The sequence below is a fragment of the Stenotrophomonas sp. STEN014 genome (genome assembly GCF_056760315.1).
In genome coordinates this window covers 25,384-42,973 of the sequence record NZ_JBRREN010000007.1, presented here as the reverse complement: position 1 = coordinate 42,973, position 17,590 = coordinate 25,384, and the positions used below count along the sequence as shown (strand labels likewise).

The window sequence follows — 17,590 nt, the reverse complement described above, 5'->3', positions numbered from 1 at the left end:
GGTTACTGCACGCTTTCCGGCTGCAGCTTGGCCTCGGCATCCTGGGTGAGCAGGCGGTTGATTTCCTGCACCTCGGCCACGTCCACCGCGCCGACTGCCTGGCTCAGCTGCAGACGGCTGAGCAGGAAGCTGTAGCGCGCCTGTGCATAGTCCAGCTGTGCCTGGAACAGGGTGCGCTGGTTCTGCACCACGTCCAGCACGGTGCGGGTGCCAACCTCCAGGCCGACCTGCGAGGCGTCATAGGCGCTCTGCGCCGAGACCACGGCCAGGCGGCGTGCTTCCACCTCGCTGATCCCGGCCACGACCGTCTGCCAGGCGTTGCGGGTGTTGCGGTCCAGTGCGCGCTTCTGCTGCTCGTACGCATCCTGGGTGATGTCACGCTGGGCCAGTGCCTGGCGCACGCGCGACTGGGTGGCGCCGCCGGCGAAGATCGGCACGCTCAGGGTCAGGCCGATCGAGTTGCTGGTGCTGTCCGGCGTACGCGAGGAGCCGCCGATGCTGTCGCCCCAGCTGGCGTTCTTGCCCCAGGCACCGCCCAGCGACAGGGTCGGATAGTGGTTGCCGCGTGCAGCCGAGACGTTGGATTCGGCCGCGCTGACCTGCAGTTCCTGGGCCTTCAGGGCCGGGTTCTGCGCCACGGCTTCGGCCACCAGCTGGTCGACATTGCTACGGTTGGCCGGCAGTTCCGGGCGGAAGTCCTCCGGCAGGCCGCGCAGGCCGCGGACCGGCTGGCCGGTCAGCTCGGTCAGCGCCTGATAGGCGTCTTCCAGCGCATTGCGGGCCAGGATGGTGTTGGCGCGGGCCTGGTCGTACTGGGCGCGGGCTTCGTGGACATCGGTGATCGGGGCCAGGCCCACTTCCAGGCGCTTGTCGGCGTAGTCGAACTGCTTCTTGGCCGCCGCCTCGTTGGTCTGTGCAGCGGTCAGCGATTCGATCGCCACCAGCACGTTGAAGTAGGTCGTGGCCGAACGCACGATCAGATCGTCATTGGCCGAGTCCAGGGTGAAGTCGGCCGCCTTGCTGATGTCGCGCTGCGCCCGCAGGGTGGCGAACTGGCTCCAGTTGAACAGGGTCTGGCTGCCGGAGACGCGGTAATCGCGGCTCTTGCTGGTGCTCGAGCCGCTGACGCCGTCAAGTTCCACCCGCGAGCGGTTCAGCGAGGCCTCGCCGTTGATCTGTGGCAGCAGTGCCGCGCGCGCCTGCACCTGGCCCTCCTTGGTATACAGCCGGTTGGATTCGGCGGAGGACAGCTGCGGGTCGCCGTTGCGGGCCATTTCGTAGACCTGCAACAGGTCGGCGGCATGGGAGGTCAGCGGGGTGAGGGCGACGGCCAGCGCAAGGGCGAGGGATCGGCGAATCATTGCGGCTTCCTTGGACGTTTCAGAGTTGGAATTGCGGGGCTGGAGCGGCGCCCAGCAGATAGTCGATATCGGTTTCAAACAGCGATTCGATGTTGCCGTCGGCCTTGACCAGCACCGCCTCCATCACCGGGGATTTGCCCTGGATGACGAACATGCGGCCGCCCGGGCGCAGCAGCTTCAGCAGCTGGGTCGGGATGGTTTCTACCGCGGCGGTGATGCAGATGGCGTCGAAGTGGCGCTCGGTCTGCCAGTTCAGGGCATCGGCAACCTCGATGCGCACGTTGTTGCCGAGCTTGGCCGCGTCCAGGCGCTGACGCGCGGTTTCGGCCAGTTCCGGATGGATTTCCAGGCTCAGCACTTCGCGGGCCAGATCGCCCAGACAGGCGCTGATGAAGCCGCTGCCGGTGCCGATTTCCAGCACTTCCTCGCCCGGCTGCAGCGCCAGTGCCTGCAGCATGCGACCTTCGATGACCGGCTTCATCATCTTCTGGCCGTGGCCGAGCGGCAGCTCGATATCGGCGTAGGCCAACGCGCGGTTGGCCTCGGCGACAAAGGCCTCGCGCGGCAGCCGCGCCAGAACGTCCAGCACGCGGGTGTCCAGCACGTCCCAGGGACGTATCTGCTGTTCAACCATCATTTCGCGGGCGTGGGAGTAATCGATCGTCATGGGAAGCTCATCATTCCGGCGCAGTGGGCCGGCCATTTTACCGGTTAGGAGTGGACGGTGCGGGGCAAGCATCGCTGCCACCCTATGCGGTCCGCAGTGCCGGAAGTCATCGGGACCTCCGGTTCGTTCAGGTTGTCAGCGCGGCGCATAGGCGCGCAGGAAGAAATCGACGCAGGCGGCGATATGCGCGCGGGCATCGGGTACCGCCGGTGCCGAGCACAGGCCGCACATCATATGGGTATGCACTTCGCCCTTGATCAGGCAGAAGAACTGGCGGGCGGCCAGTGCCAGGTCATCGATGACCAGTTCCTGGCGGGCCACGCGGGCGCCCAGGAAGTCGGCCAGCGCCGCTTCGGTCCGCGCGGGGCCGGCCTGCCAGAACATCTGGCGGATGCGGTCGTCGGTGTCCGGGGTCATCATCATGCGCTGGGTGGCGATGGCCGCGTCGCTGCTGATCAGCGTGAAAAACGCATCACCGATCCCCAGCAGCTGGTCGCGCAACGGGCCTTCGTTATCGGTCACAAACAGCTCGTCGGGCATCATCTCCACGCACTTGGCCTGGATCGCTTCGGTGAACAAGGTCTCCTTGTCACCGAAATGGCTGTACACGGTGAGCTTGGAAACGCCTGCCGCGGCAGCGATGCCGTCCATGCTGATGCCGTTGAAGCCCTGTTCAATGAACAGTTCCTTGGCCGCATCGAGGATCGCCGCGCGCTTGCCCAGGTCCTTGGGACGACCGGGGCCGGCACCACGTGCAACGGGCTTCTCGGGAGCGTTGGCGGACGAGGAGGAGGACATCGTTTAATACTAGACCAGCTGGTTCGATATTTATACTATACCGTGTCGTTCAGTAATGGCGGTGACGTCCCGGCCGCTTCCCTTTCCTCCCGCTTCTGCGACCCCTCCGATGAAAAACGTTCGATGGATTGGCGTCATCCTGCTGCTGGCCGTGCTTGGTGCCTGTGGAAAGTCCGAACCCGCGCCGGTGGCGCCGGTTCCCGTGCTGGTGGTGCATCCCGGCGACAGCGCGGGGTCGGGCATCAGCGCCTTCCCCGGTGAGGTACGGGCCCGCGAGGAAACGGCGCTTTCGTTCCGGGTCGGCGGCAAGCTGCTGCGCCGGCATGTCGATGCGGGCGATCAGGTAAAGCGGGGGCAGCTGCTGGCCGAGCTGGATGTGGCCGATTACGCCTTGCAGGCCCGCGCCGCGCAGGCGCAGTATGCGGCGGCCGAGGCGGATCTGGTGCGTGCCCGGGACGAACAGAAGCGCTACGAGACGCTGGCCGCGCAGCAGCTGGTGAGCCGCTCGGCGCTGGATGCGCAGACTGCGGCATTCAAGGCCGCGCAGGCCCAAGCCAACGCGGCCCGCTCCAATCTGGAGGTCGCCCGCAATCAGGCCGCCTACGCGGAATTGCGCGCTCCCGAAGACGGCGTGATCGCCAGCCGCCAGGCCGAGGCCGGACAGGTGCTCGCCGCCGGACAGACGGTCTACACGCTGGCGGCCGCCGGCGCGCGCGAGGTCGCCATTGCGCTGCCGGAAAGCGGCATCCGTGACTACAGCGTCGGCCAGGCGGTGCAGGTCGAGTTGTGGAACCAGCCGGGCCGGCGGTGGCCGGGCAGCATCCGCGAGATTGCACCGGCGGCCGATGCCCAGGCGCGCACCTATGCCACCCGCGTGGGTCTGGCGCCGGAGGTATGGGCCCAGGTCGAGCTGGGACAGAGCGCGCGGGTGTTCATCGCCCATGAAAAGAACGCGGGGTTGACGGTGCCGCTGGCGGCCGTGCAACAGGGCAAATCAGCGCAACAGGCCAGCGTCTGGGTGGTGGATCCGGCCAGCGCCACCTTGCAGGTGCGCGCGGTGTCGCTGGGCGCCTATGGCGCGCAGGACGTTCCGGTGTTGTCGGGGTTGAAGGCCGATGACTGGGTGGTGGCCGCTGGCGGCCATCTGCTGCGCGAAGGACAGGCGGTGATCGCGGTGGACCGCAAGAACCAGCCGGTGATCGCGCCGGCTGCTGCCGCCAAGCAGGGGGAGTGAGGCGTGCGCCGCTTCAATCTTTCCGAATGGGCGCTCAACAACCGCCCGCTGGTGCTGTTCGTGATGATCGCCATGGCGGTCATCGGCGCATGGTCCTACAAGCATCTCGGCCAGTCCGAGGATCCACCGTTCACCTTCAAGGCGATGGTGGTGCAGACGATGTGGCCCGGTGCCACCGCCGAGCAGGTCTCGCGGCAGGTGACCGAGCCGATCGAGAAGGCGCTGATGAACACCGGGCAGTACGAGTTCATCCAGTCGTACTCGCGACCGGGCGAATCGCAGGTGATCTTCATGGCGCGCGATTCGATGCGCTCCAAGGATGTGCCCGAGCTGTTCTACCAGGTGCGCAAGAAGGTCGGCGACATCCGCGGCACGTTGCCGGCCGAAGCCGTGGGGCCCTTCTTCAATGACGAGTTCGGTGACACCTTCGGCAACATCTACGCGCTGACCGGCAAGGGCTTCGATTACGCGCTGATGCGCGACTACGCCGATCGCATCCAGCTGGAGCTGCAGCGCGTGGCCGATGTGGGCAAGGTGGATCTGCTCGGCCTGCAGGACGAGAAGATCTGGATCGAGCTGTCCAACACCAAGCTGGCCACGCTGGGCATCTCGCTGCAGCAGGTACAGCAGGCGCTGGCGCAGCAGAACGCGGTGGCACCGGCCAGCTTCTTTGAAACCGCCAGCGACCGCGTGCAGCTGCGTGTGAGCGGTCAGTTCGACTCGGTCGAGGCGATCAGGCAGTTCCCGATCCAGGCGGGCGACCGCACGATCCATCTGGGCGATATCGCCCAGGTCAAACGCGGCTTTGCCGATCCGGCCTCGCCGAAGATGCGCTTCATGGGCGAGGAGGCGATCGGTATCGCCGTGGCGATGAAGCAGGGCGGCGACATCCTCCAACTGGGCGCGACGCTGGATGCCGAGTTCGGGCGCTTGCAGAAAACCCTGCCGGCGGGGATGGAGCTGCGCAAGGTGTCCGACCAGCCGCATGCGGTGGAGGAATCGGTCGGCGAGTTCGTGCAGGTGCTGGCCGAGGCGGTGATCATCGTGCTGCTGGTGAGCTTCTTCTCGCTGGGGCTGCGCACCGGGCTGGTGGTGGGGGTGACCATTCCGCTGGTGCTGGCGATGACCTTCTTCGTCATGCACTACTTCGATATCGGTTTGCACAAGATTTCGCTTGGCGCGCTGGTGCTGGCGCTGGGCCTGCTGGTGGATGACGCGATCATCGCGGTGGAGATGATGGCCACCAAGATGGAGCAGGGCTACGACCGCCTGCGTGCGGCCAGTTTCGCCTGGACCAGCACCGCCTTCCCGATGCTGACCGGCACGCTGATCACCGCCGCCGGTTTCCTGCCGATCGCCACGGCCGCCTCGAGCACGGGCGAGTACACGCGCTCGCTGTTCCAGGTGGTGACCATCGCGCTGGTAGTGTCGTGGATTGCGGCGGTGCTGTTCATCCCTTACCTGGGTGACAAGATGCTGCCGGACCTGCACAACCCGCAGCCGCCCAAGCCGGGCAGCCTTGCCGGACGCTGGCATGCGCTGCGGCTGCGCTGGGCCGACCGCAACCCGGCGCTGGCCAATCTGATCAAGCCCAGACAGCTGGCGCACGACCATGACCCGTACAAGAGCGCGTTCTATCAGCGCTTCCGCCGCTTCCTCGACGCCTGTCTGCGCCGGCGCTGGCTGGTGATCTTCGCCACCATCGGCCTGTTCGTGTTCTCGCTGGTGATGTTCCGCTTCGTGCCACAGCAGTTCTTCCCGGATTCGACCCGGCCGGAACTGATGGTGGATATCGAACTGGCCGAGGGCGCCTCGCTGAAGGCCACCCAGGCGCAGGCGGAGAAGTTCGAGGCGTTGCTCAAGCAGCGCCCCGGCATCGCCAATTTCGTCGGCTATGTCGGCAGCGGGTCGCCGCGCTTCTACCTGCCGCTGGACCAGCAGTTGCCGGCGACCAATTTCGCCCAGTTCGTGGTGCTGGCCGATGACATCCAGGCGCGCGAAGACGTGCGCCAGTGGCTGATCGATGAGGTCGTGCCGCAGTTCGGCGACGTGCAGCTGCGTGTCACCCGGCTGGAGAACGGCCCGCCGGTGGGCTATCCGGTGCAGTTCCGCGTCTCCGGCGAGCACATCGACCGGGTCCAGGCCATCGCCCGCCAGGTGATGGCGAAGGTACGCGAGAACCCGCATACCACCAACGTCAACCTCAACTGGTCCGAACCGAGCAAGGTGGTGCGGCTGGTGGTGGACCAGGAGCGCGCCCGCGTGCTGGGCGTGAGCAGCGCGCAGATCGCCCAGTTCCTGACCAGCTCGCTGTCGGGCATGAGCGTGAGCACCTACCGCGAAGGCAACCGCCAGATCGGCATGCTGCTGCGCGGACCGGATGACGAACGTACGCAGCTGGACATGCTCGCCAGCCTGGCCATTCCCACGGCGGGTGGCACGTCGGTGCCGCTGTCGCAGGTGGCGAGGCTGGAATCCACCTTCGAGGACGGCATCATCTGGCATCGCGACCGCCTGCCCACGGTCACCGTGCGCGCCGATATCGGCGACGGCACCCAGCCGGTGGGCGTGGTGGAGCAGATCGTGCCGACGCTGGCGCAGATCCGCGAGGCGCTGCCGGACGGCTACCTGCTGGAAACCGGCGGCACGGTGGAGGATTCGGCGCGCGGCCAGGACTCGATCAAGGCCGGCTTGCCGCTGTTCCTGGCGGTGGTGGCGACCTTGCTGATGCTGCAGCTGCGCAGTTTCTCGCGGGCGGCGATGGTGCTGGTGACCGCACCGCTGGGCATCATCGGCGCGACCCTGTTCCTGCTGCTGTTCCGGGTGCCGTTCGGGTTCGTGGCGATGTTGGGAACGATCGCGCTGGCCGGCATGATCATGCGCAACTCGGTGATCCTGATCGACCAGATCCAGCAGGACATCGACGCCGGGCATGACCGCTGGCACGCGATCATCGATGCCACCGTGCGCCGCTTCCGGCCGATCGTGCTGACCGCCCTGGCGGCGGTGCTGGCGATGATCCCGCTCTCGCGCAGCGCCTTCTACGGCTCGATGGCGATCTCGATCATGGGCGGCTTGATTGTCGGCACGGTGCTGACCCTGGTGTTCCTGCCGGCGCTGTACGCGGCCTGGTTCCGGGTACGCCCGGACGAAGCCGGCAGCTGAATCGACGATGATCTCCGGCCCCTGTGTCCCGCGCCGCAGGGAGCCGGGCACGGCGAATGTTAGATTGGCACGCCGGTGCACCGCCGGCGTGCCTGCGGGAGGCGGGTTTGGCGATTTCCCCACGTGATCGGTACTCCTGCCAACCGTGCGCGCCGGCGCGGCGGTGGACGCGGGTGTGGCTGGTCACGCTGGTGCTGGTGGTCGCCGGCTTTTTTCCGTCCTGGGCCCAGGCCGGCCGGCACACCGTCGCCAGCTGGGACATGGCGCAGGGGCTGCCGCACAACCTGGTGCAGTCGCTGGCGCAGGGCACGGACGGCTTCATCTGGATCGGGACCTGGGAAGGTGTGGTCCGTTTCAACGGCCGCAGCTTTACTGTCTTTGACCGGCAGAACACCCCCGGGGTGGAGTTGTCCGGAATCCTGAGCATCCTTGCCGAGGCCGATGGCGCGATGCTGTTCGGAACCGCTTCCGACGGGGTTTACCGCTATCACAAGGGGGCATGGCAGCCGCTGGGCGGCGCCGATGCCCGGCAGTTGTCGGTGGTGGCGATGCTGCGTGACCACGACGGCTCGCTGTGGATCGCCACCAATGAACGTCTGCTGCGGCTCTCGGTGAGTGGTGTGCTGGAAGACGCCAGTGCGGCGATGGGCTTGCCGGTCGTCCCGGTCACCGCGCTGCGCCATGACCCGAGTGGCGGCATGCTGATCGCCACCGAGGTGGGGATCTTCCGTCTTGCACAGCAACGCCTGCAGCCGTGGCGCAACAGCCAGGCATGGCGAGTGCGCGATCTGGTCGACGATGGCGCCGGCGGCTGGGTTGTGGCGGCCGATGACGGTATCCACTGGCTGCACGGCAACGGTCACGTCGAACACCTCAAGCGCGGCGAGCGGGTGGACGCGGTGCGCCGCGATGCTGCCGGTGCGCTGTGGATGAGTCTGTCCGCAGGCCGGCTCGAACGTTATGCCGATGGCGTGGTCGAGCGCCTGCCGGTGCATGGCCAGGTCAGTCCGGCGCTGATGATCGATCGTGAGGGACTGGTGTGGTCGGGCAGCACCGATGGCCTGTTCCGGATCGACGAGGGGGCGGCCAGCGGGCTGACAGTCGCCGATGGCCTGCGCTCGAACTATATTCGCGCGGTGATGCAGATGCCCGATGGTGCGATCTGGATCGGCCATTCCGAAGGGCTGGAGCGTCAGTACAACGGACAACTGGCCAAGGTGCCGCTGCTTGCGGATGCGCAGCGCGATGCTTCGGTGCTGGCGCTGGCCCAACGCGACCAAACCCTATGGGTAGGCACCTACAACCAGGGCGTGTTCGCGCTGGACCGCAACGGGCGTATCCAGCAGCGGGTGACGCTGCCGGGACTGGTGCAGCCGCTCGTGCGCGCGCTGCTGGCCGAGGCCGATGGCACCGTGTGGATTGGTTGCGCCGACGGGTTGTACCGGTACCGTCACGGTAGCCTGCGCCACTACGGGACGCTGGACGGCTTGCCGCCATCGGCGGCGGTGCATGCGCTGTACCGTGATCAGGCCGGCGTATTGTGGATCGGCACCAGCAACGGCATGGCCTCGCTCGATACGGCGCAAAAGCTCCGGGTATGGCCGGCAAACGCGGCCGATTTCCCGGCGCGTTACGTGTTCGACTTCCTGGGCGATGCCAACGGCGACCTGTGGATTGCGACCGACCATGGCCTGCTGCGGCGTCGGGGATTGTCGATACAGGCCTTCGATCACGCCCGTGGGCTGCCGCGCGACAAGATCTTCCGCATTCTCGATGACGGGCAGAACCATCTGTGGCTGTCCAGCAATCAAGGTGTGTTCCGTCTGGATCGCAATGATCTGGTCGGCGTGGCGGCCGGCGCGCGTGCGCAGCTGGCGGTCCACGTCGTGGATCATACCGACGGCATGCCCAGCCGCCAGACCAACGGCGCCTCCTCACCGTCCAGCTGGATGACCGACCAGGGACAGCTGCTGTTTGCGACATCAGGCGGCTTGGCCGTGATCGATCCGCAACGCGTGGGACAGCAGCGTCTGCAGACCGCGCCGGTTGCCATCGAGAGCGTCATCGTCGATGGCGCGCAGCAGCAGATGCGTGAGCGCTACCAGCTTCCCAGCGAGGTCGAACGCATCGGGGTCGCCTACAGCGGGCTGGGCTTCCGCGCGCCGGACAAGATGCGCTACCGCTACCGGCTGGAGGGTTTCGACGCGGACTGGGTAGACGCCGATACACGCACCGAAGCGGTCTACACCAACCTTCCACCGGGCAGTTACCGGCTGCGCATACAGGCGATGGCGCTGCCGCTGGACTGGGCCGATGCCGCGCGGATTGGCGAGACCGCATTGACGCTGGAAGTGGCCACGCCCTACTGGCGGCGGCCCTGGGCACTGGCCCTGCTGGCGCTGGCGCTGATCGGCCTGGTAGTGGCACTCATCGGCTGGCGGACGGCCAGCTATCGACGCCGGCAGCGGCAACTCGATGACGAGATCGCGGTGAGGACGCAGGAGCTGAGCGAGAAAAACCGGGCGCTGGAGCAGGCCGATGCCGAACGGGACGCGCTGCTGAAACGGCTGGCCCATCAGGCCACCCACGATGCGTTGACCGGATTGCCGAACCGTCGCGCCGCCGACGCGCATCTGCAGCTGGTCTTGCGTGACGATCCGGCCTCGCCGTTGACCGTGGCGCTGGTCGATATCGACCACTTCAAACGCATCAATGACGTCTACGGCCACGACGTGGGTGATCGTGTACTGCGGGATGTGGCGTGGCTGTTGCAGTTGCAGCTGGGCGAGGGGCAGTTCATCTCCCGCCATGGTGGCGAGGAATTCCTGATCGTGCTGCGCGGAATGGGGTTGAGCGAGGCGTTGCCGGTGCTGCAGGCGCTGCGTACGCGCGTTGCGCGTCTGCGGCTGGAGGATGTGGATGCGGAGACGACGATCACGGTCAGCATCGGTGCCGCCGAGCGCGGGCCGGGGCAGGAGACGACGCACACGCTGATCGCCGCTGCGGATCGACAGCTGTACCGGGCCAAGAATACCGGCCGCAATCGCGTCCTGTCCTGAGCGTTCCGGGCCAGGACGCGATCCGCACTGGTCAGTACAGGCCCTGGGCCAGCATCGCGTCGGCCACTTTGACGAAACCGGCGATATTGGCGCCGTCGACATAGTTGACGCTGCCATCTTTGCGCACGCCATGTTGCACGCAGTTGGCGTGGATCTCCTTCATGATCACGTGCAGGCGTTCATCGACATCGGCGTGACGCCAGGACAGTCGCAGCGCGTTCTGTGACATCTCCAGGCCCGAGGTGGCCACGCCGCCGGCATTGCTGGCCTTGCCGGGTGCATACAGCGTGCCGGCCTGCAGGAACACCTCCACCGCCTCCAGCGTCGAGGGCATGTTGGCGCCTTCGGCCACGCACAGCACGCCGTTGTGGACCAGGGTGCGCGCATCGGTTTCGTCCAGCTCGTTCTGGGTCGCGCAGGGCAGGGCGATATCGGCCGGGATGTGCCAGGGCCGGCGGTCGACCAGGAATTCGAAGCGGGGATCGTCGGCCAGCTCGGCCAGGCGGCCACGACGCTCGTTCTTCAATGCCATCACATCCAGCAGGCCCTGCTCATTGAAACCATCGCGCGCATACAGCGTGCCGCCGGAGTCGGAGAAAGTGAGCACGCGCGCGCCCAGATCGGCCGCCTTGGCGGCAGCGTATTGGGCAACGTTGCCCGAGCCGGACACCAGCACCTTGGCCCCATGGGTCTGGCGTCTGGCATGGTGCAGCATCTGCTCGACGAAGTAGACCGTGCCATAGCCGGTGGCCTCCGGGCGCATCAGGCTGCCACCGTAGGCCAGGCCCTTGCCGGTGAACACACACGAGGCATCGTTGCTGAGTTTCTTCATCATGCCGGCCATGAAGCCGACTTCGCGTGCGCCCACCCCGATATCCCCGGCTGGCACATCGGTGTTGGGCCCGAGATGGCGGTGCAGCTCCAGCATCAGCGCCTGGCAGAAGCGCATCACTTCGCCGTCGCTCTTGCCCTTGGGATCGAAATCCGCGCCGCCCTTGCCGCCCCCCATCGGCAGGGTGGTCAGTGCGTTCTTGAAGGTCTGCTCGAACGCCAGGAACTTCAGGATCGACAGGTTCACCGAGGGATGAAAGCGCATGCCGCCCTTGAACGGACCGATCGCCGAGCTGTGCTGTACGCGCCAGGCGCGATTGACGTGGGTCTGGCCGTGGTCGTCCGTCCAGGTCACGCGGAACTGGATCACCCGTTCGGGCTCGACCAGCCGTTCCAGCATGCCGTACTGCAGGTACTTGGGATTCTGCTGCAGGAACGGCCACAGGCTGAGCATCACTTCCTTTGCCGCCTGCAGGAATTCGGGCTGGTAAGGGTCGCGCTTGGCCACATGGGCCAGGAAGTCGTCGGGAGTGCGATAGTTCAAGGGCGTTCCTTTCAGGAGAGGGACTTGAAGCAACAAGTCCAAATGTGGAGGGAGCGTGCAATCCACCGGGCGGAAACGGGCCGCCAAAACAAAGACGCGGCCAATGGCCGCGTCCAGGTAAAGCTAGTTCAGCTGCGCAAGCACCGCCTGCGCGGCCTGTTGCGTGGACAGCGCCTGTCCCTGTGCCGCCAGGTCGGCGGTGAAATGGCCCGCATCCAGCGCGGCGCTGACCGCCTGCTCGATGGCGGCCGCTTCGGCCTCCAGTCCCAGCGAGTGGCGCAGCAGCATGGCCGCGCTGAGGATGGTGGCATAGGGGTTGGCGATCCCCTTGCCGGCGATATCCGGGGCCGAGCCATGGATCGGCTCAAAGATGCCGACCTGGCCCTGTTCGCCGAGCGAGGCCGACGGCAGCAGGCCCAGCGAGCCGGCCAGCATCGAGGCTTCATCGGTGAGGATGTCGCCGAACATGTTCTCGGTGACGATCACATCGTAGGCGCGCGGCTTGGCGATCAGGTGCATGGCCATCGAATCGACCAGCTGGTGTTCCAGTTCCACGTCCGGGAATTCCTCGCGGCCGATGCGGGCGGCGATGTCCCGCCACAGCCGCGAGGTTTCCAGCACATTGGCCTTGTCCACCGAGGTCAGCTTGCCGCGACGTTGCTGGGCAAGACGGAAGGCGCTGCGCAGCACGCGTTCGATTTCGACCGTGGTGTAGCGGCACAGATCGCTGGCGCTGCCGGCATCGCGGGTCTTGTCGCCGAAGTAGATGCCACCGGTGAGCTCGCGCACGACCACGAAGTCCACGTCCCGCAGCAGCTCGGCCTTGATCGGCGAGGCGTGCAACGCCGCGGGATGGGTACGCACCGGACGCAGGTTGGCGAACAGCCCCAGCGCCTTGCGAATGGCCAGCAGGCCCTGCTCCGGACGTACCTTGGCATTGGGATCGGACCACTTGGGGCCACCCACGGCGCCGAGCAGCACCGCATCGGCCTTGCGGCAGGCCTCCAGCGTGGCCGGCGGCAACGGCTGGCCGTGCGTGTCGATGGCGATGCCGCCGATATCGTGTTCGACAAAGTTGAAGCTGTGGCCGAAGCGGGTGGCGATGGCTTTGAGCACATCGACCGCGGCAGCGGTGATTTCAGGGCCGATGCCGTCACCTGGCAATACGACGATTTCAGCGTGCATGTTCAGTCTCGTAACGTTCGATTTCAGTCGTGCGGCCCAGCAGGTAACCCAGCTGGTCAACGCCTTCGAGCAGGCAGGTCTGCGAGAAGCCGTCCAGCGGGAACGGATAGGCCTTGCCACTGGAAGTGCGCAGCTCGCGCGCGGCCACATCCACGGTCAGCTCGTCATCCGGGTTCTGCATCAGCGCTTGCACGTCGGCTTCGTCCAGCACAATCGGCAGCAGCCCGTTCTTCAACGCGTTGCCACGGAAGATATCGGCGATCTCGCTGCTGACGATGGCGCTCAGGCCCAGATCGGTCAGCGCCCACGGCGCATGTTCGCGCGAGGAGCCGCAGCCGAAGTTGCGTCCGGCCAGCAGGATCGAGCGCCCGGCATTCTGCGGCTGGTTGAAGGTGAATTCCGGGTTCGGCGAGCCATCGGCCTGCCAGCGCCAGTCGTTGAAGGCGTGCTTGCCCAGTCCGGCACGCTCGGTGGTGGACAGGAAACGCGCCGGGATGATCTGGTCGGTGTCGATATTGGTCTGGCGCAGCACCACGCTGCGCGAAACGATGCGGGTCAGTGCGGCCATCACGCCACCTCCTTGGCAAACAGCTCACGCGGGTCAGCGACACGGCCATTCACCGCCGCCCACGCCGCGCTCATCGGCGAGGCCAGCAAGGTACGGGAACCGGGGCCCTGACGTCCTTCGAAATTGCGGTTGCTGGTGCTCACCGCCAGCTGGCCGGGTGCCACCAGATCGCCGTTCATGGCGATGCACATCGAGCAGCCCGGCTCGCGCCATTCGGCACCGGCCGCACGCACAACTTCGTGGATGCCTTCGGCCTCGGCCTCGCGCTTGACGATTTCCGAGCCCGGCACCACCAGCATGCGCACGCCATCGGCGACGCGGCGGCCGCGCAGCACCTGCGCCACTTCGCGCATGTCGCTCAGCCGGCCATTGGTGCAGGAACCGACGAACACCACGTCCACCGGCGTGCCGATCAGCGTATGGCCTGCCTGGAACTTCATGTAGTCCAGGCCCTTTTGCGCGGCGGCGTCGTTGGCGGCCGGGATCGGCGCATCCACCGCGATCGCGGTGCCAGGATGTGTGCCCCAGGTCAGGGTCGGACGGATGTCGCCGGCATCGATATGGACTTCGCTGTCGAAGTGCGCGCCTTCGTCACTGTTCAACGATGCCCAGTACGCCACGGCCTTGTCGAAGTCGGCGCCCTTGGGGCCGCGCGGGGTCCTGGCGATCCAGTCGAAGGTGACCTGGTCCGGTGCAACCATGCCGGCGCGGGCGCCGGCTTCGATCGACATGTTGCACAGGGTCATGCGCTGCTCCATGTCCATCGCGCGGATTGCCGAGCCGCGGAATTCCAGCACATGGCCGGTGCCGCCGTTGACCCCGATCACGCCGATGATATGCAGCACCACGTCCTTGGCGCCCACGCCCGGGGCCAGTTCGCCATCGACGGTGATCGCCATGGTCCTGGCTTTGCGCTGCAGCAGGCACTGCGTGGCCAGCACATGGCCGACTTCGCTCGTGCCGATACCGAAGGCCAGCGCGCCGAACGCGCCGTGGGTGGAGGTGTGGCTGTCACCGCAGACGATGGTCATGCCTGGCTGGGTGAAGCCCTGCTCCGGGGCGATGACGTGGACGATGCCGCGGTTGGCCGAGGCCATGTCGAACAGCTCGATGCCGTATTCGGCGCAGTTCTTGGCGAGGGTTTCGACCTGCGCTTCGGAGGCCTTGCTGGCGTAGGGCAGCGTGCCGTCCGGACCGGCCGGCAGGGTCGGCGTGGAGTGGTCCATCGTCGCCTTGGTGCGATCCGGCCGGCGCGGCTTCAGCCCGCGCTCGCGCAGCTCGGTGAAGGCCTGCGGCGAGGTCACTTCGTGGATCAGGTGCAGGTCGATATACAGCACGGCCGGCGCGCTGTCCGATTCGGGGACCACGACGTGGGCATCCCACAGTTTGTCGTAAAGGGTTTTGGGTGCGGCGCTCATCAGTTCGTTCCGTTGCCTATGTTCTGCCGTCGCGCTCAGGCGCTGACGGCTTCCTCGCAGGTGCTGCTTTCGCGATGGCGCAGCAGGCGATTGGTGACATCCAGCCAGGCAAGTGCGCTGGCTTCGATGATGTCGCGGCTGGTGCCTGTGCCTTCGAGGATCTCACCTTCGTGGCGCACGCTCAGGTTGGCCTCACCGCGCGCATCGGCACCGATGCCGACACTGTGCACATGGTAGCTGTCCAGGGTCAGTTGCACGCCGGTGGCCGCCGACAGCGCCGAGAACAGCGCATCGACCGGGCCATCGCCCTGTGCGGTCTCGGACACGCGGTTGCCTTCCGGATCGGACAGCTCGACCAGCGCATTGGCGCGGCTGCCGACGTCGCTGATGGTCATCGAGGCCAGGCGGTAGCCGTCGCTGCTGGAGGTGCCCTGCATCAGGGTCTGCAGGTCGGCATCGGTGACCACCCGCTGCTGCTCGCACAGGGCCTTGAACTGCTCGAAGACCAGCTTCAGCTCTTCCTCTTCCAGCAGGTAGCCCAGCGCCCGAAGCCGCGCCTCGACCGCGGCGCGGCCGCTGTGGCGGCCCAGTACCATCTGCGAGGATTCCCAGCCCACGTCTTCCGGACGCATGATCTCGTAGGTGTTGCGGTTGCGCAGCATGCCGTGCTGGTGGATGCCGGATTCGTGGGCGAAGGCATTGGCGCCGACGATGGCCTTGTTGCGCTGGACCGGCATGCCGACCAGGCGCTGCAGCAGCTGCGAGGTCGGCACGATGCGGCGGGTGTCGAAGCCTGTATCGAAGTTGTTGTAGAAGGCGTTGCGGACCTTCAGCACCATCGCGATTTCTTCCAGCGCACAGTTGCCGGCGCGCTCGCCGATGCCGTTGATCGAGCCTTCCACCTGGCGCGCCCCACCTTCGATCGCGGCCAGCGAGTTGGCTACCGCCAGACCCAGGTCATTGTGGCAGTGGGTGCTGAACACCACCTTGTCGGCACCGGCCGCATTGGCGATGACATGCTGGAACATCGCACGGATTTCTTCCGGCGTGGTGAAGCCGACGGTGTCGGGCAGGTTGATGGTGCTTGCGCCGGCAGCGATGGCGACCTGGGCGACTTCGGTCAGGAAGTCCAGTTCGGTGCGGGTGGCGTCTTCGGCGGAGAACTCGATGTCATCCAGATAGCCGCGCGCCATGCTCACATGCCTGTGCACCGATTCCAGCACCTGCTCCCGGCTCATGCGCAGCTTGTGCTCGCGATGCAGCGGGCTGGTCGACAGGAACACGTGCAGGCGCGGGCGTGCTGCAGCCTCCAGCGCCTTGACCGAGGTTTCGATATCGCCGGCCAGACAGCGCGACAGCACCGCCAGCACCGGCTGGCGCACTTCGCGGCCGATCAGGGCCATGGCGTCGCGGTCGGACTGCGAACTTGCGGGGAAGCCGGTTTCGATCACGTCCACGCCCAGTTCCGCCAGCGCCCTTGCCATCACCAGCTTCTGCGGTGGCGTCATGCTGCAGCCGGGTGATTGCTCACCGTCACGCAGGGTCGTGTCGAAGATGGTAATTCGCGGGGTGTTGTTGGTTGGAGTATTCACCAGAGGGTCTCCTCGACTGCGGCGGTAACGGAAAGATTGGGGATGTCGGCTTTGGCGGTGCGCGAGGCCGGTATGACGGCGCGGCTTCTAAGTCGCTCGGTATTGCGTTGCCGCGGCTTGCGCGGCGGGCGCGGTCGGACTTCCGACAGCAGCATGGACAGCACCGCGGCATCGATGTTGCCGCCGGACACCACCGCGCACTTGCGCTTGCCGGCCACGCGGCGACCGGCGGCCAGGGCCAGCGCACCGGCGCCTTCGGCGATCAGGTGTTCTTCCAGCGCCAGCCGCACCAGGGTTTCACGCAGCTCGGCCTCGCGCACGATGACCACGTCGTCGAGCAGGCTGGCGCACAGGCGGCGGGTGATGAAGCCGGGAATCTTGACCTTGACCCCGTCGGCCAGGGTCGGCACCGGATCGATTTCGCGCACATCGCCGCGGATCGCCCGGGCCATCGAATCGACGCCCTCGACCTGGGCCCCGATGATGCGCACGCCCTGCGACTTCAGGGCCAGCGCCACGCCGGAGGCCAGGCCGCCACCGCCGATCGGCACGATCACCACGTCCGGGGCATGCGGGGCCAGCTCGATGCCCAGCGTGCCCTGGCCGGCGATCACGTCCGGATCATCGAAGGCGGACAGAAAGCGGTAGCCGTTCTGTTCGGCCAGCTCGCGGGCGAAGGCGAAGGCTTCGTCGTAGCTGTTGCCGTGCTGGCGCACGGTGGCGCCCCAGTGCTGGACGCCGGCAATCTTGGTGGCCGGTGCGCCGTGCGGCATCACCGTGATGGCCTGCACGCCCAGCCGGTGCGAAGCCCAGGCCACGCCCTGGGCATGATTACCCGCGGAGGCGCAGATCACGGTGCGTTCGTCGCCGCGCTCCAGCGCCGCCAGCATCGCGTTGAGCGCGCCCCGGACCTTGTAGGAGCCGGTGCGCTGCAGGTTTTCCAGCTTCAACCAGGTGCCGAAACGCTCGGCATAGTGCAGCGGGGTGGGCGGCAGGAAGCGGCGCAGACGCGCCTGGGCGGCCAGCACATCGGCGACGCTGACGTGGATGTCGCCAGCGTACGCGGCAGTTGCAACGGGGCGGCCACGGTCAGCCATGTACGTGGCCGTCACCGCGGACGGACGGGCCGCGTTGCCGATGCCCGGATGGAAGAAGACGCCTCCGCAGG

General features: G+C 66.7%; 12 protein-coding genes. 3 read left to right on the top strand and 9 right to left on the bottom strand.

Features of this window, described 5'->3' with window-relative positions; all coding sequences use genetic code 11:
• Window positions 1-2 precede the first annotated feature (2 nt).
• From ACVOMC_RS11020 to ACVOMC_RS11010, 3 genes are all read right to left on the bottom strand, one after another.
• A complete protein-coding gene (locus tag ACVOMC_RS11020; RefSeq protein ID WP_054657421.1) occupies window positions 3-1,361 on the bottom strand; it encodes a TolC family outer membrane protein in 1,359 nt (452 codons plus the stop codon).
• A gap of 19 nt (window positions 1,362-1,380) precedes the next feature.
• Window positions 1,381-2,028 (bottom strand): protein-L-isoaspartate O-methyltransferase family protein, encoded by a 648-nt coding sequence (locus tag ACVOMC_RS11015; protein WP_481523968.1) that lies wholly within the window; start codon window positions 2,026-2,028, stop codon window positions 1,381-1,383.
• A 135-nt stretch (window positions 2,029-2,163) separates the two neighbouring features.
• Window positions 2,164-2,826, bottom strand: coding sequence for a TetR/AcrR family transcriptional regulator (locus ACVOMC_RS11010; protein WP_054657425.1), 663 nt, complete (start codon window positions 2,824-2,826; stop codon window positions 2,164-2,166).
• A gap of 109 nt (window positions 2,827-2,935) precedes the next feature.
• On the opposite strand from ACVOMC_RS11010, the gene ACVOMC_RS11005 reads away from it, so the two are divergent.
• The 3 genes from ACVOMC_RS11005 (at window position 2,936) to ACVOMC_RS10995 (ending at window position 10,284) form a co-directional block, all read left to right on the top strand.
• Complete coding sequence (locus ACVOMC_RS11005; RefSeq protein ID WP_481523967.1) at window positions 2,936-4,060, top strand: efflux RND transporter periplasmic adaptor subunit; 1,125 nt, start codon at window positions 2,936-2,938, stop codon at window positions 4,058-4,060.
• 3 nt (window positions 4,061-4,063) lie between these two features.
• Entirely contained in the window at window positions 4,064-7,225 is a 3,162-nt protein-coding gene (locus tag ACVOMC_RS11000) for an efflux RND transporter permease subunit (RefSeq protein WP_481523966.1), read from the top strand.
• 173 nt (window positions 7,226-7,398) lie between these two features.
• On the top strand, window positions 7,399-10,284 hold the full coding sequence (locus ACVOMC_RS10995; RefSeq protein WP_481523965.1) for a diguanylate cyclase: 2,886 nt from the start codon (window positions 7,399-7,401) through the stop codon (window positions 10,282-10,284).
• Between the two features lie 31 nt (window positions 10,285-10,315).
• Here ACVOMC_RS10995 and gdhA read toward each other — a convergent pair whose 3' ends face one another.
• The 6 genes from gdhA to ACVOMC_RS10965 all read right to left on the bottom strand — a co-directional run bounded on the left by gdhA (window position 10,316) and on the right by ACVOMC_RS10965 (window position 17,519).
• Window positions 10,316-11,659: an NADP-specific glutamate dehydrogenase gene (gdhA, locus tag ACVOMC_RS10990; protein ID WP_481523964.1), complete on the bottom strand. Its 1,344-nt coding sequence runs from the start codon at window positions 11,657-11,659 to the stop codon at window positions 10,316-10,318.
• A 123-nt stretch (window positions 11,660-11,782) separates the two neighbouring features.
• Window positions 11,783-12,844 (bottom strand): 3-isopropylmalate dehydrogenase, encoded by a 1,062-nt coding sequence (gene leuB / locus ACVOMC_RS10985; RefSeq protein ID WP_481523963.1) that lies wholly within the window; start codon window positions 12,842-12,844, stop codon window positions 11,783-11,785.
• Window positions 12,834-13,412, bottom strand: a complete 579-nt coding sequence (gene leuD / locus ACVOMC_RS10980) for a 3-isopropylmalate dehydratase small subunit (protein ID WP_481523962.1) — start codon at window positions 13,410-13,412, stop codon at window positions 12,834-12,836. Before leuD ends, leuB begins: the two co-directional genes overlap by 11 nt.
• A complete protein-coding gene (leuC, locus tag ACVOMC_RS10975; protein WP_481523961.1) occupies window positions 13,412-14,830 on the bottom strand; it encodes a 3-isopropylmalate dehydratase large subunit in 1,419 nt (472 codons plus the stop codon). Before leuC ends, leuD begins: the two co-directional genes overlap by 1 nt.
• A gap of 35 nt (window positions 14,831-14,865) precedes the next feature.
• Window positions 14,866-16,422, bottom strand: coding sequence for a 2-isopropylmalate synthase (locus ACVOMC_RS10970; protein ID WP_057505590.1), 1,557 nt, complete (start codon window positions 16,420-16,422; stop codon window positions 14,866-14,868).
• Window positions 16,419-17,519 (bottom strand): threonine dehydratase, encoded by a 1,101-nt coding sequence (locus ACVOMC_RS10965; RefSeq protein WP_057505591.1) that lies wholly within the window; start codon window positions 17,517-17,519, stop codon window positions 16,419-16,421. The genes ACVOMC_RS10970 and ACVOMC_RS10965 overlap by 4 nt, the downstream gene beginning before the upstream one ends.
• Window positions 17,520-17,590: the final 71 nt, after the last annotated feature.

Bases quoted from the DNA above. Each gene is read 5' to 3' on its own strand.
- leuB (WP_481523963.1), bottom strand. From the start codon at position 12,844: ATGCACGCTGAAATCGTCGTATTGCCAGGTGACGGCATCGGCCCTGAA.
- leuD (WP_481523962.1), bottom strand. From the start codon at position 13,412: ATGGCCGCACTGACCCGCATCGTTTCGCGCAGCGTGGTGCTGCGCCAG.
- ACVOMC_RS11015 (WP_481523968.1), bottom strand. From the start codon at position 2,028: ATGACGATCGATTACTCCCACGCCCGCGAAATGATGGTTGAACAGCAG.
- ACVOMC_RS11010 (WP_054657425.1), bottom strand. From the start codon at position 2,826: ATGTCCTCCTCCTCGTCCGCCAACGCTCCCGAGAAGCCCGTTGCACGT.
- leuC (WP_481523961.1), bottom strand. From the start codon at position 14,830: ATGAGCGCCGCACCCAAAACCCTTTACGACAAACTGTGGGATGCCCAC.
- ACVOMC_RS11020 (WP_054657421.1), bottom strand. From the start codon at position 1,361: ATGATTCGCCGATCCCTCGCCCTTGCGCTGGCCGTCGCCCTCACCCCG.
- ACVOMC_RS10965 (WP_057505591.1), bottom strand. From the start codon at position 17,519: ATGGCTGACCGTGGCCGCCCCGTTGCAACTGCCGCGTACGCTGGCGAC.
- ACVOMC_RS11005 (WP_481523967.1), top strand. From the start codon at position 2,936: ATGAAAAACGTTCGATGGATTGGCGTCATCCTGCTGCTGGCCGTGCTT.